Origin of the sequence: Bradyrhizobium arachidis (assembly GCF_015291705.1) — a bacterium.
GTDB lineage: Bacteria > Pseudomonadota > Alphaproteobacteria > Rhizobiales > Xanthobacteraceae > Bradyrhizobium > Bradyrhizobium arachidis.
Window position 1 is genome coordinate 2,906,427 of record NZ_CP030050.1, and the last position, 21,553, is coordinate 2,927,979.

A 21,553-nucleotide genomic window follows, 5' to 3' on the forward strand; every position below is an offset into this window, starting at 1 on the left:
CGGGTTAACGGGATTTAACGATGTTTCCTCGTGAAGCTTGTGTCTCGATCGCCACAGCTTATTTTTGACCTGTCCGCCGCTCCTGAGGGCGGCAGTGCAGCCTGTGGAGAGGCTGCCGGACCTCCGTACCCGAGACCACTCTGTGGCGAAGGCGGTGAAGGCTTCTCCATCGATGACTTAGCCTTCTTCGTCTCCCTCCGGTGAGGGCCGCCTTGTCGGGTTAATACCAGTGCTGTGTAACAGCCCTTATGGACAGCAATAAGTTCAGTGCTCAGATTGAACGGTTCGAGGTTGTCGAGACTGGCCGTCGCCGTCGCTGGACCGATGATGAGAAACTCAAGATCGTTCTGGAGAGTTTGCAGGCCCCGCGCGCGGTCTCGTCGACAGCACGACGATACGGCATCTCGCGCTCGCTCCTGTTGACTTGGCGACGATCGTTTGGGACGCGGACGAGCAATACTGAACAACCTCAGCCAGCGTTTGTGCCAGCGATGGTGATGCCGGACCAACCGCCGGCGCCGCCAGTAACTTTAGCGGGGCCAGCGAGCGGACGCATGGAGATTGTCGTCGGCAAGGCCTGTCGGGTGATCGTGGACGCCGGCGTTGATATGACCGCGTTGTCTCGCGTATTGGATCTGCTGGAGCGGCGATGATCCCGATCGCGGCAGGGGCGAGGATCTGGATCGCAACCGGTCACACTGACATGCGCAAAGGCATGCAGGGTCTGGCATTGCTGGTGCAGGAGGGGCTGGGGCGGGATCCTTTTGCCGGCGACGTCTTTGTGTTCCGTGGTCGTGCTGGCACCCTGATCAAAGCCCTTTGGCACGACGGGATCGGGCTGTCGCTCTACGCCAAGCGACTGGACCGTGGCCGCTTCATCTGGCCGGCGACGGTGGATGGCGTGGTATCGCTGACCGCAGCTCAGATGGGCTATTTGCTGGAGGCGATCGACTGGCGCAATCCCCAACACAGCTGGCGGCCGCAGAGCGCAGGATAGGTTGCGCAATAGTCCCGTGAGATTGCAAAAAGCGCACGCCAAATCGTCGCTTTTGTGATTCCATCGGTGCATGGGTGACGGTCCCCAGAAGCTGCCGGAAGACATTGAGGCGCTGCAAGCGGCGTTGCTGGCGACGCGCGCCGAACTCGCCAGCGTTCGCGCCCAGCAGTCCGACGACCATGCTCTGATCGCTCACCTGAAGCTGCAGATCGAAAAGCTGAACCGTGATCGTTATGGCCCTCGCTCGGAGCGTACCGCAAGGCTGCTGGATCAGCTCGAACTGACGCTGGAGGAGCTCGAGGCCTCAGCGACTGAGGACGAACTCGCTGCCGAAATGGCCGCGGCCAAGACGACGAAGGTGGCCTCGTTCACGCGCAAGAGGCCGTCGCGCCAGCCGTTCCCGGACCATCTGCCTCGCGAGCGGGTGCTCGTGCCGGGACCTGTGGCGTGCGCCTGCTGCGGCGGAGCGAGGTTGTCCAAGCTCGGGGAGGACATCACCGAGACGCTGGAGGTGATCCCGAAGTCCTGGAAGGTGATCCAGCACGTCCGGGAGAAGTTCAGCTGCCGTGATTGCGAGAAGATCAGCCAGTCCCCGGCGCCGTTCCACGTCATCGACCGTGGTTGGGCCGGCCCCAGCTTACTGGCGATGGTGCTGTTCGAGAAGTTCGGCCAGCACCAGCCGCTGAACCGTCAGGCCGAACGCTATGGCAAGGAAGGCGTGCCGATCAGCCTGTCGACCCTCGCCGACCAGGTTGGTGGCTGCACTGTTGCGCTGACGCCCTTGTTCCGGCGCCTCGAGGCCCATGTGCTGAGTGCCGAGCGATTGCACGGGGATGACACGACGGTGCCGGTCCTGGCCAAAGGCAAGACCGACACCGGCCGCATCTGGGTCTATGTACGCGACGACAAGCCTTTTGGCGGGCAGGCCCCGCCGGGAGCAGTGTTTTATTACTCGCGCGATCGCGCGGGCGAGCATCCCCAGGCCCATCTGGCCGGCTACAACGGCATCTTCCAGGCCGATGCCTATGGCGGCTATGGCAAGCTTTACGACCCGAGCCGCAACGTAGGTCCGATCCTGGAAGCGGCGTGTTGGGTCCATGCCCGACGACCGTTCTTCGTGATGGCTGATCTGGCGGAGAATGCGCGCCGCAAGGTACAAGGCAAAAAGCCAGCGGTGATCTCGCCTCTGGCACTGGAAGCAGTCCGTCGGATCGACGCCTTGTTCGAGATCGAGCGAGGCATCAACGGCGAGACGCCCGAACGGCGCCGGGCCGTCCGCCAGGAGCTGAGCGCGCCGCTGATGGCCGATCTGAAAGTCTGGATGCGTGAACAACGCGCCAAGCTCTCCCGGCGCAACGACGTTGCCAAGGCGATGGACTACATGCTCAAGCGCTGGGATGCGTTTACCCGCTTCCTCGACGATGGCCGCATCTGCCTGTCGAACAACGCCGCCGAGCGAGCCCTGCGCGGCATCGCCCTGGGGCGGAAGTCTTGGCTGTTCTGTGGCTCCGACCGCGGCGGCGACCGTGCCGCGATGATGTACAGCCTGATCGTCACAGCCAAAATGAACGACGTGGATCCACAAGCTTGGCTCGCCGACGTCCTGGCACGCATCGCTGCACATCCCGTACAACGGCTCGACGAACTTTTGCCCTGGAATTGGCGCGACCGAAATAAGCAAGTCAACCAAGCAGCCTGAGTGACCGCTACGCGGTCCTCACCGGATGCTTACCCTTCTTCTCGGGATTGCCTCGCGCACCGATCAAAATCCTCTGAAACGACGCCTTCGTGGCGCCAATCGACGCGCGGACCTGTGTCCGCGCGATACGATTGGCGTCCGCTGGCAAGCATAGGGAGACCAGTCGCGCGACTGGTCCTGAAGATGACAGTTCGTGCCGACGGTGACACCGATACAGGAAGTGGTCATGGGACGCCCCATCATGGCCAGGGACCGGAAGACTGCAGTCCCTCCGAATTCAAGAAAAAGGTCGAGGAATTAGGCCTTAAGGGGACCTATGCCTATGTCCCGACCAAACCAGCAAATGCCGAAGCGTCTCCGGCCACCAAAGCCAAGCGGACGTACCGGGCGGCGCAGAAGGCAAAGAACATCGGGCAATATGTTGTCGAGGTGCCCGAAGATGAGGATGCCAAGAACAGCGTCTATGCGGTAGCCAAGGCGATCCGCGACGACAAGGACGACACGGCGAATATTCGCTCGATCGTTCTGTCCGTCGTTTCGAGCCCAACGATGCTTGAACTGGTCAAGCTGCTCTCTGCCTCGGAGGCAGATGCTCTGTCCGTCATCGCGCTGATCGAGCGTGGCGACCTGCACAAGGCCACCGCGCTCCATGCCGCGCTTCCCACGCTGCTTGGCGACATCGCGGGCTCGGTGGATGTCAACCCACAGCTCGTCTCTGTCCTGGACTGCCTCGTCAAGTATTCCGCTGAGATCAAGGGTGGCTCTGCCAGGGGCTTGCTGGAAGCAGCTGTCGCCGCTACCAGCTCTCCTGAAATTCTTAGGTTCATCGAGGTTCGCCAGCGTGGGGGTCTCCGTGCCCGGTTTCTGGGCTGGGCACTGGGAGGTCTGCACTAGCCGAAAATATGGTCGTCGCGCCCGGTCAATTCGACCGACACCACCCTCTGGCAGCATGCAGAACTTTCGGGTTCGAGAGACTAGTCCTGAGACTAGTCGCCCTACGGTATGCGACTAGGCTTACGACTAGTCCAATGACTAGTCCTACGACTAGTCATTGGACTAGTCTTGGCGTTGCCGTTCGTGGAGGCACGTCATGGTGGCCAATGACGTGAAATAGATTAATCTTGCTAGATCCGGATTGAAAACCGGTCGAGCGACGTGATTGCCCGGCACACGATGCCCATGTCGTCCTTCTGAAAAATTTGCTTCCGAAGGAAATCGAGTTCGACGCCGGTGTCGTCGACGTCCACATACCAGGACTTGGGACGGCCGTCGGTACCGTCATTCCATCGATAGCCACGCTGCTTGAGAGTGTCTTTCAGCGCGAACGGTGCGCCGTCAGCCCAGATGCGGTGCTGCGGGCGCCGGGCGCGATCGAGCAGGGCAGTCATCCCGGACTGCTCGGTGCCGGGAAGATCAAGTGCCAAAATCTCAAGGACTGCGTGGCAGTCATCCAGTGCACGATGCGCATCGTGAAACAGGCCACATTCCGCAAGCAGGTAGGCGAGGCGGGCGCCGCTGAGGCCATGAGCCTTCCAGTCGATCCCGGTCGCCGAGCAGGCCCAGTGACAGTTCGCAAAGAGCGGCCAGTGCCGTTCGGCGACTTTGCGGTCGAAGGCGGCATTGTGAGCAATCACGATGTGCGCGTCCGCCACGAATTGCTCGAGCGCTGCGCCATCGATTTGGTGGCCTCCGACCATCTCGTCCGTGATGCCGGTCAGGGCGGTGATGGCGGGCTCGATCGGTGCTGACGGCTGTTGGAATGCCTGGAAGGTGTCGATGATGGAGGTGATCCGGTCGTCGGCATAGCCGAACTTGATGGCGGCAATCTCGATGACCTCATTGCGCGTGGTGTCGAGGCCCGTCGTTTCGAGGTCGATGATCAATCCGATTCGGTCGGTCGCGGACCGAGGCGCAGGAGTCCGTGGAACCAGGCGGCGCAGGATCTTGTAGTTGCCGGTGGCCTCGAGTGCGCGCGCCATCGTCTCGGTTGTATTGGCATCCGTGGGCAGAGCAACCTCCTGCGAGCCCGGCACTGCGGGAGTGACCTTGACTAGAGGATTCGTCGGTTGCTTCCAAGGCAGGCCGAACGGTGTGCTTGATCGCTTGTACATGGCGCTGTCCTCAATCAGTTGCGGATCGCACTGGCGTCGCGATCGCGCAAGATGACCTCGACGAGCCGGCGCAGATTGCGGACTGAGCCGCCGACCCAGGCGGATGCAATGGCCGCGTACTCGTCGCCGTCGAGGGGGGCGATCCAGCTGGCGTTGAGACCGCGGTCGCGGGCGAGGTCAACGAGGACGGCCGGCAACAAGGCATCGAGATGGTCGCGAGATGGGAGGGCCAACTCGAGGACGCGGAAGCGGTCGAGCAAAGGGCGGGGCAGAGCCGCCACGCTATTGGCGGTGGCCAAGTAACTGATTTGGGATAGGTCGACATTTTTTTGGAAGAATGGATCAGGGTAGCGGAAGCTTGTCTCAGTCTCGAGCATCCCGAGCAAGCAATCCCAGAGCCGACCGATGCCGTCGATACGATTGCCTCCGCCCGTGCCGCCGGCCTTCTCCAGCTCATCCAGCAGCACCATCGGATTGGCGTGGCCGGCGCGAGCGATGGCGAGGAGAGGATGGCAAGGCTCGGCAGAACTCCAGCGGCGGTCGGTCCCCCCGAACGCCGCGTCAGATCGGGAAGAGTCCGTGCGCCAGCACGATACCGACAGACACTCAGCGAGACGGCGTGCGATCAGGGACTTGCCTCCGCCGGGCTGCCCCCAGATTATGGTTGGGCGTACAAGGACGGTCGGTCGGCCAATGAGATCAGAGAGCACGCTGTCGATCACGTTCCGAGCGTGAGGAAACTCGAACAGCAGAATCTTGCGGACCTCTTCGAGAGGCGGCGGCGCGACCAAGGGCAGGGCTTTGTTGACGATGCCCTCGAACTGAGGGAGCAACTCCTTGAGCCTGGCGTTCTTCATCTCCGTCTTGTTCAGCTGCACGATCAAGCGGTGATGCTGTCCAGACGCCGACGAGAGAGGGGCAGGCGCTTGTGGTGCTGACTGATCGTCGGCGTCTGCATCTTCGTCCCTTTGGTTGGCAGCTCGCGCTTCCAGCCTGGCCCGCATGGCCTCCTCGGCGGCTGCAACCCGGTGGGGCGCGGTGTGATCGCCAAGGGTGCTTGCATGGTTTGCGGCAACCAGACCGGATCGCTGGTAGCGACCCAGACGATGCCGCAGAGCAGGGATCATGGCCCAGCCGATGCAGAAGCTCTCGATTTCGGCGGCAAGCTTCACATCGATGTCGTCCGGCAACCGGCCGAGGGCGTTCATCAACGTCTGCGTGACGCGCCGGTAGTCACCAGAGCTGGCCAGATCCTTTTGCATCGGAAGGCTAAGCAAACGGACGCAGTCGGCGATATGCCTAAGTTCGGGAGCGTCGTCGGCGACGGCATACCGGTCGAGCTCCTTGGCCAAGGCCAGCGCAGTGGCTGGATCGTCAGTGGTCGCGAACACTGCGGTCAGGGGCAAGCCAGGATGCAGCGCCTCGACGTCGGCGACGAGACGATCATGCACGTCCCGGTTCCCATGGTTGATGAGGAGCGCAACCCGCAAGATGCGGGGCAGGTCCTTAAGCCTCTCGTCGAGGTCGGTAGCGTCGGCCGCGGCCCCGGTCAGGATGATGCCGTCGTCGACGATCGGCAGATCGATGACGTCGTCCACGACACCATCGATGGAAGCGCTCTCGTTCGGCTCCGTCTTGGAGGGCGCCGCGGCGTCGGTGGTCTTGATCGATTTGGGCTTCTTGCTCATGCGTCGCCCTTGTTCAGGTACTGTTCGAACGCAGACAGCAAGATGACCCCTGCTTCACCGAACTTGTCCGGCTCGTCGGAGTGCCGCTCGCCGAAGGCGAGCCAGGCGGCTGCGAGGTCGCTCGTATGCTGGTGCCCGACGTCGGTGAGGCCGATGATTTGCGCCAACACCAACGCCGGCGCGGCGTTGCCCTCCAGCGCGATGGACATGAGCGCCGTCATCGTGATGTCGACGGGCGTCGTGATCTCCTCGACCGGCATCAACCCCAAGGCGGCGTCGATCGCCGCGGTGGCGTCGCCGCGCATTGCGGCCACGAGATCGTCGCCACCACGGAGCACGGCGATCCCCCTGATGGTGCTGACCAACAGCAGGCGCTCGGTGTCGCCGAACGCTTGCGGCGGCAACCGTCGCCACCACGCCAGCGGCGGGTAGTTGTCGGCCACGAAGGGCCAGCGGACCGAACTCCTTGACCTAGCCGGATTGCTGGCTGGGACAAGCTCGCCATGGCCGGTGTTCACGATGTTGCTGTTCTTGGGGGCCGTTTCGAGCCGGAGCTGGCACTCCGGCTGCTCTGTGACGTCTGCCATCTGACTGCTCCTACGCCACGCTCAGCATCGGCTGCGAGAGGCGGGGCGTGACCCACCGGTAGGCATCGCGCGAGCCGGTGACGACCTTGGCCGCCGACGACGCAGAGTCGAACTGCACGGCCACGCAGAGGCGTTCCCGGTCCGCAAGACCCGGAATGGCCATCAGCGCTCCGGCGGCCCGCAGCTTGCTGCGGTCCTCGTCGATCCAATCCCAGGCGGTCGGATTGATGTCGGTACGGACCTCCGAGCCGGCCAGGACCACAAAGCCCCGCTGGCTTTCATATCCACGCGCCCACAGGCCGGTGTAGGAGAGTTCGAGCTGCCCGCTGATGGGAGCGACACCGATGACGTCGATCTCCATGGTGCCGGCCGGGCCCGCCGTGTCGACGGTTGCGGAGCCAGAGCGGCGCTGGCTCGCGAAGTTGGACTTGAACGCACGGCAACCCGCATCGAAGAGCAGCGACTGGCTCTGCTGGAGGAACACGTCGAGCGAGGCGCTCTCATGCTCATCAGCCTCCGGAAGCTGCGGGTTGGTGCCCTTAATCACGTCGACCAGATTTGCCTGCAAGGCGAGATGGGTCAGGTGATACTGGAAGTAGACGGCCGCGGTCGAATTGAACCGTCGCTTCCCCTCGCTGCCGACGCCCGTGACGACATAGGCCTCACGCGCGAAGTTCTTGTCGCTGTCGCGGATATGGGCAGCCAGCCTGCTATGGACGTCACTGGTCTCGCCAATGTAGACGGAGCCGTGATCGGCGAGGATGTAGCAGGCAGGCACCGGCTGCATCCGCACCTCGCGCGCCGTCTTCCAGGGGAAGCACGACACGGTGATGGACGAGGTCTTGTCGTGAACCTCACGGTAGCCCTCGGTGCCGCCCGCCGGGCGGTAGATCGTAATGGTCCGAGCCAGCGGCGTCGGGTTGTCGGAAAGCACGGTCATGGGTGGTCTCTCTCCTGTTTGGTGAGAGATCGCGACGCCGACGTTGCAGGGACTTGATCTCGGATGCGTTGCCTTCGCCCGCGCTGCGGGCGGTGAGCATCGCCGCCATGGCTTCGGTCGGCGCGAGCGCCGAGCACGCAGCATGCGTGCTCGCTTTCGCGCGAGACCGTTACCTCAGACCGTCCGCTGGGCCGCGCAAGGACGCGCCGCCTACGTCGGCTTCGAGATCCGGTCTAGTCGATGGAAGAGGGAGTAGTGGTGTAGGTGCCGCTGTGGCCGGCCTTCCGACGGATGGAGTTATGCTCCGGAATCCGGCGCCGGAGATCGACGTTCTCGCCGACGTAGGAGATGCCCGCCAGCACGAAGGGCGTGGGCATGGACAAGGTGTCCTTGAGGTACGGGGCCGGAAAGTAGGCGATCTTGAAGGTGCCCACCTTGTTGTCGTGAGACGGCGAGGGGAACTGGGGCGGGGACGCCGAATCGGCGCTATACTGGCTCTTAGCCATAGCTGACTCCTCAGAAGTCGGTTGTGGTCAGGCCGTCGTTTGGTGCTTCCAACACCGGCGGCGGCCGCCTTCGTACGTATTGCGAAGGCCTCCCTCGCGACCAATTGCGAAGGGTACTACAGATATGGGGTGGCGCCGTTCAGGATGCAACTTTCGCGAACGCTCCCGCCACAGTTATGGTTAAGACGACCTTATTCCTGTGAGCTGTCGAGGGGGCCTTCCGAGGTAAACGTCGTTGCAAGATGATGATGCCGACGTAGGCGACCTGCAGAGAGGCTAGAGGCGTCCACAGATGTGGTTCGATCGTGGTTCATGATGGCGTCGGCGCCTCCGTTCTCTCGGACGTCGCCCTCAGCCTAGCTCCGGAAGAAGGCTAAGAGGTCGGCGTTGATCGTGGCCGCGTCGGTCGTTGGCGCGCCGCGCGGAAAGCCCTGGTACGTTTTCAGCGCGCCGTTCCTCAGCAGCTTTGCCGACAACGGCAAGGAATCCGGGTACGGAACGATCTGGTCATCGTCACCGTACATTACTAGCACGGGTTGCTGAGCTTCTTGAGATCACGGGTAGAGTCGGTCTGGGAGAAGGAGTCTTGAAGGCGACAAGCTACGAGCAGCTCGTGGCTTCCGTGATCTGGTCGTCTGCCGTTGCTCTCTTGGTTCTTCCGGCCATCGTCTGATTGTGCCGGCGATTCCGCAGACGTCCGCCGCGTCCGGGCCTCGACGCCGCCCGGTGACCAATACAACGATTGAGCTTCGCCCGTCGGACAAAGACCTAACTGCCGAAATTCGAGCGGGCATGAGACGGATCACGGATCTACTTTCCGTTGCGATCAAGCACGGTCAGTCCAGCGGCGAAGTTGCCTCTGACCTTGGTCCGGCTGATGCAGCTCTTTTTCTCTAGCGCTTCGGGCAGGGGTTGCGCGTGACTGGACGGATCGCCAAGCTCGCCGATCTGGAAAGAACCGTTGACGTTGCCTTGAGAGAAATTCTTCCACTTGCTCGGTGACGTCGTTTATGTTGGAGACTTGTGCGTCGGTCTGGCTCAAGTCTGCGCTACCGCCGCGCCGATTACCTGCAAGCGCACGCGTACTTGGCTGTGGTCTGGCTGCGGAGAGGAGGCTGCAATCGGGAGCTGCTGCGGCGTTGCGCCGGTTGACGGAATCCCTGGCTGCAGCCACGGCTGGCTATCTCGGCCCAACCGCGAAGCGGGCCTTTGTCGTGGCACATCGGACGGAGATAGGCGGGACTGGCTGGCCGCGTGGCACAATCTTCAGAAAGTTCGGCATTCGAGCCACTGGTCAAAGTCGCCCTGTCTGACACAAGATCGGTCCAATGTGGAGAGAACGATGGGCTTCCGAATTGCGACGTGCGAGTTTCCCGATCGAGCCGATGCGGCAAAGGCTGCCTGGCACTGCCTTCAAGATGCGCTTTTCGCCGAGCCGGTCGATCTTCTCGTGCTTCCCGAACTTGCCGGCGTCGGCAGCTTCTGGGCAAGCCCAACGTTCGATGACATCGCCTGGCGAGAGGCCGTTACCGCCCACGCAGGCATTGCAGATGAATTAAGGCGCCTTGGCGCAAGGCGTATTCTGGGCACGCGCGCAGTCGAGGCCGACGGACGGCGCTGGAATGAGACCTTTCTCTGGAAGCCGGAGATGGGATTGCGACGCGGTCGGCCTAAGGGATGGCTTCCGGAGCAGGAAGGGGGATGGGAGGCAACTTGGTTCGATCGCGGCCCTCAGCGCGTTGATTCAATTCAAGATGACGAGCTCTGTTATGCCGAGCTGGTGTGCACCGAGATCATGGTGAGCGGGGCAGCACGGCGTCTTGGACAGGCCGGTGTGCAGGTGATCGCGGCGCCGCGGGCAACCGGCGGGCATTCCCGTTGGGAGGTCGCGACGCGGATGGCGGCCATTGCAGCCGGCGCATTCGTCGTCACGGCCAACCGCCGCGGTGGCGACCTCGCTGGTGGAAGCTGGATCGTCGCACCTGATGGCGACATCCTGGCGCGCACCAGCGAGAATAGTCCGATCATCTTCCTCGATATCGATCTGTCGGTGGCCGATGGGGCCAAACAGACCTATCCACGCAACGTGAGAGATTGAGGGTCGGAGGAGGGGGGCGACGGTGGAAAGCCCTCGCATATCTCGCTTTGATTGAAGCCCTCAGAGGTCGCCTTATCCTCCCTGTCGGCCGGCGGACCTGCGAAACAGATGTTTGAGGTCAGCGGCCGCGGTCTGGCCTGATTGAAGCTGCTCATTTCGGTCATGTTGAACTTGCTGCGGCCGATAAGCCGCTTCGAGCGTGTCGAGCTCTTGGTCGGTGAATCGGATATCGAGCGCCGCCACGGCATCATCGACGTGGTGAGATTTGGTCGCGCCCAGGATGGGGGCCGTCACGGCGGGGTTGTGCAGCAACCAGGCGAGTGCGACCTGGGCGGGCTTACACCCGCGAGCCTTCGCCACGGTGAACACGCCGTCGATCACTGCGTCATCTTCCGGCCGCGAGAAGTCCTTCACGACGCGTGACCGCTCGGTATCGCCGCGTCGGCTGCCGGCGAGCAGTCCCCTTGCAAGGGGGCTGTAAGGAATGATTCCAACGCCCTGATCAAGGCAGAGGGGAATCATCTCTCGCTCCTCTTCGCGATAGAGAAGATTGTACTTGTTCTGCATGGTGACGAATTTTGCCAGGCCGTTGGCCTGAGCAAGCGCCTGCAGCTTGGCGAATTGGAAGGCGTGCATGCTCGATGAGCCGATGTGGAGCGCCTTTCCGGCACGGACCACGGCATCAAGCCCCTCGAGAATCTCCTCGTAAGGCGTCAGGGGATCGAGACGATGGATCTGGTAGAGATCGACATAGTCGGTGCCAAGCCGGCGCAGGCTGTCGTCGATCGCATGCCGGATGTGCTTGCGCGACAGTCCTTTCTGATTGGTGCCGCCCCCCGTTGCAAAAAAGACCTTGGTGGCGATGACGACCTGGTCCCGCCCTCCAGCAAAGCGCTTCACAGCCCGGCCAAGGATCTCTTCGCTGAGGCCGGACGAATACGAGTCGGCGGTGTCGAAAAAATTGAAGCCGGCTTCGAAGGCACAGCGGTAATGGTCCTGCGCTTCCTCCTCGCTCAGCGCCCACGGCATCCAGTCCTTCGATCCGTAGCTTGAACACCCGAAGGCGATTCGCGACACCTGAATTCCGGTGCTTGCGAGCGTCCCGTATTTCATCTGCATATTCCTTCACTGTCGCAGGGCCTGTTCCGAGATGCGTCATCACGCGCGGGTTCAAACTATGGAATATTTTGTCTGCCGAATTGGTCTAGTTTGCTTTCGCTGCAGGGACACATTCGCGCGCGTGATGTTCGCTCGTTCCGTATCAAGGCATGGCTATGTCAGTCGAGTCGATTCAAACTGTTGTTGATGTTCAGGCTGACCGGAAGCACAGTCGCACGAGGTCGGCCTCTCTGATCGCCAAGCTTCCCTGGATTCCCATCGTTCAGATTCTGGTCGTCGCAGTGATCCTGCTCGGTGTGCAGATCGCGGTCGATAGCGGCGCAGTAAAGCGAATCTACCTGGCATCACCGACGCAGATCGTCGCTGCCTTTCCTCAGCTCTTCACCAGGGAAAATCTACTCTTTCACCTGTCGATCACGCTCGCGGAAGCTGGAGTTGGCGTGGGACTTAGCGCGGTCCTCGGCATCGCGACGGGGATTGCAATGGGGCTGTTTCCGAAGGTGCATCAGTTTCTGAACCCCTTCCTGGTCTGGTTGATGGCTATTCCCAAGGTCACCATCATTCCTCTGCTCACGCTCTATTTGGGTCTGGGCTTCGAGCACAAGGTGTTCATCATCTTTCTGTTTTGCTACTTCCTGTTCGTCTTCAATACGATCGCCGGCATCAGGCAGGTCCAGGACAATCATATCAAGGTCGCGCGGACGCTCGGGGCGAGCCGCCGCCAGATCATCTGGAAGGTCGTGCTGCCGTCGGCCACGCCATCGATCATGGCGGCCGTACGCATCGAGGCGGCGACCTGTCTGCTCGCGACACTTTTTGCCGAGATCGTCGCTTCCAAGGCGGGGGTCGGAAATCTTCTCAACAAGCTCTCGGGCATTTACGACACGGCCGGTGTCTTCGCTCTCGTCATTCTCGTCACCTCGATCGCATTGTTGATCATCTATCTGGTCGACCTGCTCGAGAGGCGTGTTCTGCTCAGGTGGAAATACGTCTGACCAACCGTGCTGGTCACACGTTTTCCCGCTCCCCATGCACTCGAAGGAACGATCATGCTCCTAACAAGCCTTCCGGCTCGTCTTCTTGGCGTAGCTGCGCTCACCTTTGGCCTCAGCGTGTCGGCCAGCGCGCAAGAGAAGAAGACCCTGAAGCTACAGGATACGACGAGCTATACGCAGCAGCCCATCGTCTTCGGCGTCGAGAAGGGATTTTTCGCCGAGGAGGGGCTGAACGTGGAATTCGTCGGCACGCAGGACCCCGTCACCGCGACGTCGCGAGGCGATGTGACCTTTGCCTTCGGTCCAACCAGCGTCTATCTGCGTGCGGCAGCCCTGGGCGCGCCCATCAAGATCGTCTCCGCAGCCTTCCGCTCGAAGGGGCCTTACTTCCTGATCGCCAGGAAGGGCATCAATTCCTTCGCCGATCTGAAAGGCAAGACGATCGGCGTGGGACCGGACACGAGCGGCAATCTCGCGTCGGTGGCCCGTTATCTCCTGAAAGCCGAAGGTCTTGATCCCGCTCGAGACGTGACGCTTTTTGCCGCGGGCGCGACCGAAAAAGCGTATGGCGCGCTCGAAACCAAGCAGGTCGACGCGACCATCATTCATCAGCCTTTCGCGGCCCTCGGCGAAATCGAGGGTGTGTCGTCCACGCTCGCGCGCGCCTGGGACTATCTTCCGACCTATCATACCGGCGTTCTGATCGCCGGCGATGCCGTGCTCGCCAAGGATCCCGATCTGCTTCGACGAGGGCTACGGGCTTATTTCAAGTCCTATACTTATGCCAAGGCGCATTACGACGAATATCTCCCCTGGCTGCAGGCCCGATTGAAAATCAATCCGGAGGCCGTGAAGCGCGCAATCTATCAGGAGGACGATGTCTGGGACGCCAATCCGGCAGTCGATCCAAAGGCGATTCACGACACGCAGCACCTGGAGATCGACGTCGGCAACCAGAAAGAATTCTACGACGCCGCACAATACATCGATACCCGTTTCATTCCTCAGGACTACGTGAAGCCGTTCGTCTATCCCGCGCGCAAGGCGCAGTGAGAGGCAAGCAGGAGCGCAAAGACATGCCTGCCTTCACGATCAGGTCTCTCGATAAGGTCTATCCGGGCGCGCCCCCGGTCCATGCGCTCAGCAACATCAGCTTCTCGGTCGAAGAGGGTGAGTTCATTGTCCTTCTCGGCGCCAGCGGTTGCGGCAAGAGCACGCTCCTGGAAATCCTCGCCGGTCTCCAGCAGCCAAGTGCCGGCTCGGCACGTTTTCGTGACAAGCCGATTGCGGGTCCGGGCGGGGAGCTCGGCGTGGTGTTCCAGGATGCTTCGCTCTACCCTTGGCGCACGGTTGCGGCCAATGTCGGACTGGGTCTCGAATTGCGCGGATTGGAAAAGGAGCAGAGCCGGCGATTGGTCGACGAGCATCTGTCCCTCGTGGGTCTCGACGGCTTCGGCGACAAGTTTCCGCATCAGATCTCCGGCGGCATGAAGCAGCGTGCCGGCATCGCACGCGCGCTCGTCGGTGATCCCGATGTTCTGCTGATGGATGAGCCTTTTGGTGCGGTGGACTACGTCACCCGCAACAAGCTTCAGGAGGACCTGATCCGCATCTGGCAGCAACGCCGGAAGACGATCGTTTTCGTGACGCATGACGTCGGCGAAGCCGTGTTTCTTGCCGATCGTATCGTGCTGCTGTCACCGCGGCCCGGACGGATTGCGGAGATCGTTACCCTCGATCTGCCGCGCCCGCGCCAGCGTGGGGAGATCGAGCTCCTGCAACGCGAAGCCCGGATCTATGACGCGCTCCGGGCGCTGGAGCCGGCGCAGACAGCAACCGTGGCCTGATATCGGAGACCATGATGGCCAGACCGCTCCACCTCGGCTTTCTCTACGCGCCTGAAGCCGGACACCAGACGCACGACGAAAGCTTCGATCCCTTGAATCCTCTTCACCTGACAGCTTTGGCGCAGGGCCTGGAAAGTGGGGGCTTCACATTCCTGCTGGTCGACGACAGCGTCGGCCGTACGGAGCCCGCTCGTAGCGAGGCATTCACGACCGCGTCTTTCCTGGCGACCAGGACGCGCCACATCGGTTTGATCGCCGCGGCCAATACGAGCTATGTCGAGCCGTACAATGTCACGCGGCTCGCCGCTTCGCTCGACCACGTCACGCATGGGCGTGCGGGCTGGCTCGTGTCAACCGGCGCGGTCGATCCTGCCGGCGCCAATTACGGGCAGGGCGCTGCTGCACCGGAGGCCCATTACGGGCGGGCCGATGAAATCCTCGGCATCGCGCGCAGGCTCTGGGACAGCTGGGAGGATGATGCCTTCATTCGGGACAAGCAAAGCGGCGTGTTCGTTGACGGGACCAGGATCCATCCGATCGAGCATGTGGGTCCGGCTTTCAGCGTCAAGGGGCCGCTGAACGTCGCGCGTCCTCCGCAAGGCCAGGTCATCCTTGCTCATCGCGTCGTGGACAAGCCGTCGGCGGACTTCGCGGGCCGACATGCTGACGTCGCCATCCTCGGAGCAGAGACAGCGGGGAGTATCGTGACCTTGCGTGACATCGTGCTTGGCGCCGCAAGGGCTGCGCGCCGCGAACAGCGAGAGGTGCGGCTGTTTGCCGAAATCGTTCCGTTCGTCGGGCGGGAGCCGGGGGCGGGCGCATCGAAAGCGCCTGTCGCCAATTATGTCACCGGGTCTCCGACGGAGATCGTCGATCAGATCGAGGCATTGGCAAATGCGGTGGCTTTGGACGGTGTGGTGCTGGCACCTCGCGTGCTGCGCAGCGGGCTCGATGTCTTCTCCCGGGAGGTGGTGCCGGAGCTTGTGCGCCGGCAGCGACTGGTAGCTGGCACAGGGGCCGCCACCTTGCGCGAGCGGCTCGGTCTGAGCCGGCCGCGCAATATCTTTGAACAGCCGGCCCGACGGCCGGCAGCCTGACCATCCTGCGAGCGCCATTATGTCCAAGCGAGAACTCCATTTCGGCCTGATGTTCTGGGCCGGCGGTACGCACCCGAGTGGCTGGCGGTATCCTTCCTCCCATGCGGGAGCCGCCTTCGACATCGAGTTCCTGCAGCGGGTGACCCAACTGGTGGAAGCGGCCAAGTTCGATTTTCTCTTTCTGGGCGACCGGCTGGCGAGCGATCCAGGCTTGCAGACCACCAATCCTTCGCAGATGTCTCGCCTTGAGCCCTTCGTGTCCGGTGCGAGCCTGGCGTCGGCAACCAGCCATATTGGTATCGTCGTCACGGCTAACCCGACTTACTACGATCCTTACAATCTCGCTCGGATGTTCGCCTCGCTCGATCACCTGAGCCAGGGCCGCGCGTCCTGGAATCTGGTGACGGGCGCGGACGCAATCGCGGCCGGCAATTTTTCGCGCGAGGATCACTGGGATACCGAGAAGCGCTACGACTGGGCGGACGAATTTGTCACCGTGGTCCGGGGACTTTGGGATAGCGACGCGAATACTCCGCTGAATCATAAGGGGCGGTATTTCGATGTCGCCGGACCGCTCAACATCAGGCGCCCGCCTCAGGGCCACCCGGTCATCCTGCATGCCGGCACCTCCGATCGCTCGCGCGAGCTCGGCGCGCGCGATGCTGATGTCATCTTCGCTGGACAAGCCACGATCGAAAGCGCGAAGGCCTATTATGCGGACGTCAAATCCAGGGCCGGCAAATATGGTCGGACGGATGCCGACATCGCCATCCTGCCCGGGCTGACCCCGGTCGTTGCCGAAACGACCGCAAAGGCTGTTGAGATATACGACCATCTCAACTCGTTCATCGCGCTCGACCCGGAGGGCGACGGCGGCGAGGCGAGCCGCTACGGCTCTCTCGGCAGAATGGGGAAACGTCGCAACCTCACGGCAGTGTCGACCGTGATCGGGGTCGACATCGCCGGTCAGGACCGGGATGCGCCCGTCGACCCCGTGGTGCTGGCCGAAGCCAACGAAGAGGGCCAGCGGCTGTTTGCGCATGTCACGCGCCTCACCCGGCGCGACGTGAGGGGCGCCAGGCGCCTGACCTATCGTGACCTCATCATCGGCCACATCAGCATCGGCGCCACTGTCGTCGGCGATCCGGTCGAGGTGGCCGACCACATCCAGCTCTGGTTCGATGAACGGGCCGCCGACGGTTTCAATATCTTCCCCCCTTACGTCCCTGAATCCGTCGAGGCCTTTACCAGCCTTGTGGTGCCCGAGTTGCAGCGGCGCGGTCTTTACCGAACCGAATATTCCGGTTCGACCTTTCGGGATCATCTGGGCTTGGCAAAGCCGGCTCCAATCAATTCGAACGCATCGCGCAATTGAACCTGGATTGGCCGTCTTTTGCGCCAATCCGTCGGACCTCGTCGCCGGCCCTGGCAGGGCCGGCGATGAGCGTCCTCTGGTGCGGTCGCGATCGAGATCAGTTCACGGAGAACGGCAACTGGTAGGGCCGCCCGAACGGGACGCCGTCTCGCACGGTCTGCACCGCCTTGAGATAGGCCTTTCCGGTGCGGGGGTTGTTCGACGTGTCGAGCAGCTGGACCGGACCCTCGATCAGCTCGAGGATGGACACATCTCCGGGCGCTCCCACCTGCAAGGTGCCGAGCTTCGGGATTTTGCCGATGATGGTGGCCGGCCTGATGGTGGCAGCCGCGATGACGTCTTCGAGCGAGAAGCCCAACGCTAGAAACTTGCTCAACACCCAGGGCAGATAGGGCTGGCTCGGCGTATTGGCGGCTACGACGTGGACGTCGCTGGAGATGGTGTCGAATGTCAGCCCCTGCTGGATTGCGGCTTCCGCGATATCGAAGTTGAAACTGCCCGCGCCGTGGCCGACGTCGATCAGGATGCCGCGCTTCTTGGCCTCCAGCAGCGCCGGCAGCACCTTGCCGTTCTGCACCGTGTTGTTGCCGAGACTGCTGTACGGATGGGTGAGAATGTCGCCGGGGCGCAACGCGTTGACGAGGACCTGGAGATCTCCGGGCGCATCGCCGATATGGCACATCACCCGCCCATTCGTTCCAGAACGCTCGACCGCCTGGATGGCGCGCTTGAGCGGCTCGATTCCATTGTCTCCCACCAGCGCCAGGGTTTCCCGGACCTTGGCGCCAAGGACGATGTCCTGGTTCTCGGCGATGGCCAGCGCGGTCGCGTCGACGTCGGCGTATTTGATGTTGACGGTTTCGCCGACCGGGAAGCCCGCGAGGCCGATGGTCGAGATATTGACGAAAGCGAATACGCGGCTGCGTGATTGTGCGGCGACGGCGCGCTTGAATGCGGAGAAATTGTTCGCCCCTGCGTCGCCGGCACTCACGTAAGTGGTCGTCCCGGAGAACGGCACAAGCTCATCCGGCGGAATGCCGATTGCCGAGCCGTATGGGTAGATATGCGCATGGAGATCGACCAGACCGGGCGTGACTATCTTGCCCTTGGCGTCGATCGAGCGCTTCGCGAGAGCCGGATCGATCGTCTGTTCGATCGCGGCGATCCGGCCCAGGCGAATGCCGATGTCGCGGACGCCACGTAGCGCCTGACTGGGGTCAATGACTTCACCGCCGCGGATGACGAGGTCGAAGGTCTGCGGCGTATCGCCGAAGGAGGTGCCGGCTCCGGTTGCTGCCGCGCCGAGGACGGTCGCGGCGCCGGTGAGGAAATCGCGGCGTGTTGGATGACGCATGTCGCTTCTCCGCTTACCACGCCGCCAGGATCGAGCCGTTGAACTTCTTGCCGATGAAGTCCTTTACCGGCTGCGACCTGTAGATCCCGATGAATTGCTGGATTTGCGCATCGTCCTTGCGATCCTCGCGCGCGGCGAAGACCAGCGTGAAATACGGCTTGGCCTGGGCATCGGTCGTTTCCGCGACAAGAGCCTTGTTGAGGTCGAGGCCAGCGAGATAGGCGTAGTTGGAGGAGACGAAGGCTGCGGCGACGTCGTCAAGCGACCGGGGCAATTGGGCGGCGTCGATTTCGAGGATCTGCAGCTTCTTGGGATTCTCGACCACGTCCAGAGTGCTCGCGGACAAGCCTGCGTTCGGCTTCAACCTAAGGAGACTAGCCTTCTCGAACAACAGCAGCGCACGTGCCGCGTTGGTGGGGTCGTTCGGAATCGCGATCTTGGAGCCGTCGGGTATGTCCGATGCCTTGGCGTATTTCTTCGAATGGATGCCGGCCGGCACCAGGATCGATTCATCGAGTGGGACGAGCTTGTAGCCGCGCGCTTTGATCTGGTTGGCCAGGTAGAACCGGTGCTGGAAGTTATTCAGGTCGATGTCGCCCGACTGTAGCGCAGCGTTCGGCTGGTTCCAGTCGCTGAATTCGATGATTTCGGCCTTCAAGCCCTCCTTCTCGGACAGTCGGGCCGCCTCGCGAAGGATATCGCCATAAGGACCGGCCGAAACGCCGACCTTGAGCACCTTGTCGGCGGCAGCGGAAGGCGTGGCGTGCGCAAGGAGCGTAAGACCTGACAGAGCGATGACCAGAAAGCGTGGAAGAGATTTCATGTGATGCAAGTCTCGAAGCAGATGGTTTAGGGGAGAACACGACCGCCGGCCGCGCCATGGAGCAGCCGATCGGGCCGCGCGCATGATCGGTCGGCGCGGTCGACTGCGTCAATGAAATGGAATTGTGAATGTGCGGCCTGGGAGAGGATGCCGCTCAAGTGGCGTCACTGGATGATGGATTATTTATCCGCCGGTCATGTCGTCGTACCGTCGATGAGAATCGTGGTCGTCCCGCGAGCGCTGGCGATCTGCGGCACATTCAGGGAGGGCGCGATGGCAGCACGCGGAAATGCTCATCGCGGCAACGATTAATTTTCCGATTATTCGTGATGGCTTGGCATATCGCGCCTGCGATACGGCCACTGAAGAACACGCGGCGTGCTATATTCACGGATGCATTGACTTCGACAAGCTGTCGGACGGATATTGATTGTATTGATGTTTCGCAGAGTACGGATCGGCCGCGAGCCCTGCCGCTCTGGGCGCGACAGCGGCGGCAGGATCGGCCGGACAATGCGCGGCATCGGCATCAATGATCGGAGACGCCAATCATCTGAATTGGCGAGCATGCAATCATGTCCCTTGCCTTTGCCATTGAGCTGCAATCCCGATCCGTCGGGTTCGTCGTTCGCGACGGGAAGCGCTACCGCTTTCAGTCGGCACTCCATGACCTCAGTCGCTTGAACGGGCGGTCGTTTCGCTCGCCCCAGGATGCAGAGAAGGCGATCCGACGGCAGTTGCAGCCGAAGAGATCCGAGGCCATTGGATAATTCCGCGCAATGCGCGGAAGCCGCTGGCAAGTGAAGCCAGCGGCGCGACAGGCGGGCGCGGATCGGTGCTCCATTTGCCAGCTCGGCCCAACGGCCGACATTCATCATCACAAGGAGCGCCCTGATGGCCGCGAAGAAACAAATTCTCCTCAATGCCTTCAACATGAACTGTGTCGGCCATATCAACCACGGAGCCTGGACGCATCCGCGTGACCGTTCGTCCGACTACAACACGCTGGCCTACTGGACGGATCAAGCGAAGCTGCTCGAGCGCGGCCTCTTCGACGGAATATTCATCGCTGATATCATCGGTGTCTATGACGTCTACGGCGGCGGGATCGATCTGACGGCGCGAGAGGCCGTACAGCTTCCCGTGAACGATCCGATCCTGCTCGTCTCGGCCATGGCGGCGGTCACGACGAATCTGGGCTTCGGCATCACCGTGAACGTGCACAATGAAGCGCCCTATACCTTGGCCCGGCGCTTTTCGACCCTCGATCATCTGACGCGAGGACGCATCGGCTGGAACATCGTCACCGGCTATCTGGAGAGCGCGCATCGCGGCAAGGGCGACGGACATCTCCCCGAGCATGACCGCCGCTACGACTATGCCAACGAATATCTCGAGGTCCTCTACAAGCTCTGGGAGGGAAGCTGGGATGACGATGCTGTCCTCCGGGATCGGGCGGCGCGCGTTTTCACCGATCCCAACAAGGTCAGGCCGATCTCGCATCGCGGCGAGTTTTTCGACGTCGAGGGCTACCATCTTGCAGAGCCGTCGATACAGCGTACGCCGGTGCTCTACCAGGCCGGCACCTCACCGCGGGGCCGCACTTTCGCTGGTCAGCACGCCGAATGCGTCTTCATCTCTGCCCGCGACAAGCCAACGGCCCGGAATGCAGTCCGTGCGATCCGGGCTGAGGCCGAACGCGCGGGACGCCGTCCCGGCGACATCAAGATCTTTGTCGGCATCGCCGTGGTGCCGGGCCGGACCGCGGCCGAGGCCGGCGAAAAACGCGACGAGTATCTGCGCTACGCCAGCCCGGAGGCGGGACTGGCACATTTCTCCGCCTCGACCGGCATCGATTTCGCCCGCTACGAGCTCGACGAACCCATTCCTTACGCGCCCGGCAACGCGATCCAGTCGGCGACGGCCGCGGCCGCGCAAAGGGGCCTTACGAAGCGCGATCTCCTCAAGGAGCTCGCCCTCGGTGGGCGCCATGCCGCGATTACGGGCGACGGACCGGCGATTGCCGATGAGCTTCAGAATTGGATCGATGAGACGGATGTCGACGGTTTCAATCTCAGCCGCATCGTTGTGCCGGAGAGCTATGAGGACTTCATCGATATCGTGGTCCCCGAACTTCAGAACCGCGGTCTCTACAAGACCGCGTATTCGGAAGGCTCTTTGCGTCATAAGCTGTTCGGTCAAGGAGACCGGCTGCCCGCCCGGCACGCGGCCGGAGCCTTCCAGCCCGGCGCGCGTCAGAGCGCTGCGGAATAGGCGAGAGGGCCGCCATTACGATGCCTGGATGGGCAATGAAAGC

Annotated in this window: 20 protein-coding genes and 1 pseudogene; 11 read left to right on the plus strand and 10 right to left on the minus strand. The window is 62.2% G+C overall.

Going from position 1 to position 21,553, the window contains the following annotated elements:
• Positions 1-248: 248 nt before the first annotated feature.
• The 4 genes from tnpA to WN72_RS13455 all read left to right on the plus strand — a co-directional run bounded on the left by tnpA (position 249) and on the right by WN72_RS13455 (position 3,590).
• A complete protein-coding gene (gene tnpA, locus WN72_RS13440) occupies positions 249-653 on the plus strand; it encodes an IS66-like element accessory protein TnpA (RefSeq protein ID WP_080134401.1) in 405 nt (134 codons plus the stop codon).
• The gene (gene tnpB / locus WN72_RS13445) at positions 650-997 is read left to right on the plus strand and encodes an IS66 family insertion sequence element accessory protein TnpB (protein ID WP_080134400.1); all 348 of its coding nucleotides are present in this window, start codon (positions 650-652) and stop codon (positions 995-997) included. Before tnpA ends, tnpB begins: the two co-directional genes overlap by 4 nt.
• 70 nt (positions 998-1,067) lie before the next feature.
• A complete protein-coding gene (tnpC, locus tag WN72_RS13450) occupies positions 1,068-2,696 on the plus strand; it encodes an IS66 family transposase (protein ID WP_194482923.1) in 1,629 nt (542 codons plus the stop codon).
• Positions 2,697-2,879: 183 nt separating this feature from the next.
• Complete coding sequence (locus WN72_RS13455; RefSeq protein WP_092214379.1) at positions 2,880-3,590, plus strand: hypothetical protein; 711 nt, start codon at positions 2,880-2,882, stop codon at positions 3,588-3,590.
• Positions 3,591-3,820: 230 nt separating this feature from the next.
• On the opposite strand, the gene WN72_RS13460 is transcribed toward WN72_RS13455, so the two are convergent.
• From WN72_RS13460 to WN72_RS13485, 6 genes and pseudogenes are all read right to left on the minus strand, one after another.
• Positions 3,821-4,807, minus strand: coding sequence for a 3'-5' exonuclease (locus WN72_RS13460; RefSeq protein WP_092214381.1), 987 nt, complete (start codon positions 4,805-4,807; stop codon positions 3,821-3,823).
• A 14-nt stretch (positions 4,808-4,821) separates the two neighbouring features.
• Positions 4,822-6,495: an AAA family ATPase gene (locus WN72_RS13465; RefSeq protein WP_194483024.1), complete on the minus strand. Its 1,674-nt coding sequence runs from the start codon at positions 6,493-6,495 to the stop codon at positions 4,822-4,824.
• Positions 6,492-7,082: a hypothetical protein gene (locus tag WN72_RS13470; protein ID WP_143130567.1), complete on the minus strand. Its 591-nt coding sequence runs from the start codon at positions 7,080-7,082 to the stop codon at positions 6,492-6,494. Before WN72_RS13470 ends, WN72_RS13465 begins: the two co-directional genes overlap by 4 nt.
• A gap of 10 nt (positions 7,083-7,092) precedes the next feature.
• Positions 7,093-8,022 (minus strand): DUF4357 domain-containing protein, encoded by a 930-nt coding sequence (locus WN72_RS13475; protein WP_092214386.1) that lies wholly within the window; start codon positions 8,020-8,022, stop codon positions 7,093-7,095.
• A 233-nt stretch (positions 8,023-8,255) separates the two neighbouring features.
• The gene (locus WN72_RS13480; protein ID WP_092214388.1) at positions 8,256-8,528 is read right to left on the minus strand and encodes a hypothetical protein; all 273 of its coding nucleotides are present in this window, start codon (positions 8,526-8,528) and stop codon (positions 8,256-8,258) included.
• Between the two features lie 356 nt (positions 8,529-8,884).
• A pseudogene (locus tag WN72_RS13485) lies at positions 8,885-9,111 on the minus strand (alpha/beta fold hydrolase); the annotation flags it as partial.
• A gap of 759 nt (positions 9,112-9,870) precedes the next feature.
• Here WN72_RS13485 and WN72_RS13490 point away from each other — a divergent pair.
• On the plus strand, positions 9,871-10,626 hold the full coding sequence (locus WN72_RS13490; RefSeq protein ID WP_092214390.1) for a carbon-nitrogen hydrolase family protein: 756 nt from the start codon (positions 9,871-9,873) through the stop codon (positions 10,624-10,626).
• 72 nt (positions 10,627-10,698) lie between these two features.
• Here the strand turns inward: WN72_RS13490 and WN72_RS13495 are convergent, their stop codons facing one another.
• Positions 10,699-11,739, minus strand: coding sequence for an aldo/keto reductase (locus tag WN72_RS13495; protein ID WP_092214902.1), 1,041 nt, complete (start codon positions 11,737-11,739; stop codon positions 10,699-10,701).
• Positions 11,740-11,900: 161 nt separating this feature from the next.
• Between WN72_RS13495 and WN72_RS13500 the strand changes: the two genes are divergently transcribed.
• The 5 genes from WN72_RS13500 to WN72_RS13520 are packed head-to-tail and all read left to right on the plus strand — an operon-like array spanning position 11,901 to position 17,059.
• Entirely contained in the window at positions 11,901-12,740 is an 840-nt protein-coding gene (locus tag WN72_RS13500; protein ID WP_092214392.1) for an ABC transporter permease, read from the plus strand.
• A 54-nt stretch (positions 12,741-12,794) separates the two neighbouring features.
• Positions 12,795-13,793, plus strand: a complete 999-nt coding sequence (locus WN72_RS13505) for an ABC transporter substrate-binding protein (RefSeq protein ID WP_092214394.1) — start codon at positions 12,795-12,797, stop codon at positions 13,791-13,793.
• A 23-nt stretch (positions 13,794-13,816) separates the two neighbouring features.
• A complete protein-coding gene (locus WN72_RS13510; RefSeq protein ID WP_092214904.1) occupies positions 13,817-14,587 on the plus strand; it encodes an ABC transporter ATP-binding protein in 771 nt (256 codons plus the stop codon).
• Between the two features lie 14 nt (positions 14,588-14,601).
• A complete protein-coding gene (locus WN72_RS13515) occupies positions 14,602-15,684 on the plus strand; it encodes an LLM class flavin-dependent oxidoreductase (protein ID WP_167380726.1) in 1,083 nt (360 codons plus the stop codon).
• 19 nt (positions 15,685-15,703) lie between these two features.
• Complete coding sequence (locus WN72_RS13520) at positions 15,704-17,059, plus strand: LLM class flavin-dependent oxidoreductase (protein ID WP_208617482.1); 1,356 nt, start codon at positions 15,704-15,706, stop codon at positions 17,057-17,059.
• Positions 17,060-17,156: 97 nt separating this feature from the next.
• Here the strand turns inward: WN72_RS13520 and WN72_RS13525 are convergent, their stop codons facing one another.
• The 3 genes from WN72_RS13525 to WN72_RS13535 form a co-directional block, all read right to left on the minus strand.
• Positions 17,157-18,413: an amidohydrolase/deacetylase family metallohydrolase gene (locus tag WN72_RS13525; RefSeq protein WP_092214397.1), complete on the minus strand. Its 1,257-nt coding sequence runs from the start codon at positions 18,411-18,413 to the stop codon at positions 17,157-17,159.
• 13 nt (positions 18,414-18,426) lie between these two features.
• Positions 18,427-19,236 carry a MetQ/NlpA family ABC transporter substrate-binding protein gene (locus tag WN72_RS13530; protein ID WP_092214399.1) on the minus strand — a complete coding sequence of 270 codons (810 nt, stop codon included), beginning with the start codon at positions 19,234-19,236 and terminating at the stop codon, positions 18,427-18,429.
• A 320-nt stretch (positions 19,237-19,556) separates the two neighbouring features.
• Entirely contained in the window at positions 19,557-20,171 is a 615-nt protein-coding gene (locus WN72_RS13535; RefSeq protein WP_167380727.1) for a hypothetical protein, read from the minus strand.
• Here WN72_RS13535 and WN72_RS13540 point away from each other — a divergent pair.
• On the plus strand, positions 20,131-21,510 hold the full coding sequence (locus tag WN72_RS13540; protein ID WP_092214403.1) for an LLM class flavin-dependent oxidoreductase: 1,380 nt from the start codon (positions 20,131-20,133) through the stop codon (positions 21,508-21,510). The genes WN72_RS13535 and WN72_RS13540 overlap by 41 nt on opposite strands.
• Positions 21,511-21,553: the final 43 nt, after the last annotated feature.

What these genes read in the sequence shown, in the direction of transcription:
- tnpA (WP_080134401.1), top strand. Translation starts at nt 249, where the DNA reads ATGGACAGCAATAAGTTCAGTGCTCAGATTGAACGGTTCGAGGTTGTC.
- tnpB (WP_080134400.1), top strand. Translation starts at nt 650, where the DNA reads ATGATCCCGATCGCGGCAGGGGCGAGGATCTGGATCGCAACCGGTCAC.
- tnpC (WP_194482923.1), top strand. Translation starts at nt 1,068, where the DNA reads ATGGGTGACGGTCCCCAGAAGCTGCCGGAAGACATTGAGGCGCTGCAA.
- WN72_RS13455 (WP_092214379.1), top strand. Translation starts at nt 2,880, where the DNA reads ATGACAGTTCGTGCCGACGGTGACACCGATACAGGAAGTGGTCATGGG.
- WN72_RS13460 (WP_092214381.1), bottom strand. Translation starts at nt 4,807, where the DNA reads ATGTACAAGCGATCAAGCACACCGTTCGGCCTGCCTTGGAAGCAACCG.
- WN72_RS13465 (WP_194483024.1), bottom strand. Translation starts at nt 6,495, where the DNA reads ATGAGCAAGAAGCCCAAATCGATCAAGACCACCGACGCCGCGGCGCCC.
- WN72_RS13470 (WP_143130567.1), bottom strand. Translation starts at nt 7,082, where the DNA reads ATGGCAGACGTCACAGAGCAGCCGGAGTGCCAGCTCCGGCTCGAAACG.
- WN72_RS13475 (WP_092214386.1), bottom strand. Translation starts at nt 8,022, where the DNA reads ATGACCGTGCTTTCCGACAACCCGACGCCGCTGGCTCGGACCATTACG.
- WN72_RS13480 (WP_092214388.1), bottom strand. Translation starts at nt 8,528, where the DNA reads ATGGCTAAGAGCCAGTATAGCGCCGATTCGGCGTCCCCGCCCCAGTTC.
- WN72_RS13490 (WP_092214390.1), top strand. Translation starts at nt 9,871, where the DNA reads ATGGGCTTCCGAATTGCGACGTGCGAGTTTCCCGATCGAGCCGATGCG.
- WN72_RS13495 (WP_092214902.1), bottom strand. Translation starts at nt 11,739, where the DNA reads ATGAAATACGGGACGCTCGCAAGCACCGGAATTCAGGTGTCGCGAATC.
- WN72_RS13500 (WP_092214392.1), top strand. Translation starts at nt 11,901, where the DNA reads ATGTCAGTCGAGTCGATTCAAACTGTTGTTGATGTTCAGGCTGACCGG.
- WN72_RS13505 (WP_092214394.1), top strand. Translation starts at nt 12,795, where the DNA reads ATGCTCCTAACAAGCCTTCCGGCTCGTCTTCTTGGCGTAGCTGCGCTC.
- WN72_RS13510 (WP_092214904.1), top strand. Translation starts at nt 13,817, where the DNA reads ATGCCTGCCTTCACGATCAGGTCTCTCGATAAGGTCTATCCGGGCGCG.
- WN72_RS13515 (WP_167380726.1), top strand. Translation starts at nt 14,602, where the DNA reads ATGGCCAGACCGCTCCACCTCGGCTTTCTCTACGCGCCTGAAGCCGGA.
- WN72_RS13520 (WP_208617482.1), top strand. Translation starts at nt 15,704, where the DNA reads ATGTCCAAGCGAGAACTCCATTTCGGCCTGATGTTCTGGGCCGGCGGT.
- WN72_RS13525 (WP_092214397.1), bottom strand. Translation starts at nt 18,413, where the DNA reads ATGCGTCATCCAACACGCCGCGATTTCCTCACCGGCGCCGCGACCGTC.
- WN72_RS13530 (WP_092214399.1), bottom strand. Translation starts at nt 19,236, where the DNA reads ATGAAATCTCTTCCACGCTTTCTGGTCATCGCTCTGTCAGGTCTTACG.
- WN72_RS13540 (WP_092214403.1), top strand. Translation starts at nt 20,131, where the DNA reads ATGGCCGCGAAGAAACAAATTCTCCTCAATGCCTTCAACATGAACTGT.
- WN72_RS13535 (WP_167380727.1), bottom strand. Translation starts at nt 20,171, where the DNA reads ATGTTGAAGGCATTGAGGAGAATTTGTTTCTTCGCGGCCATCAGGGCG.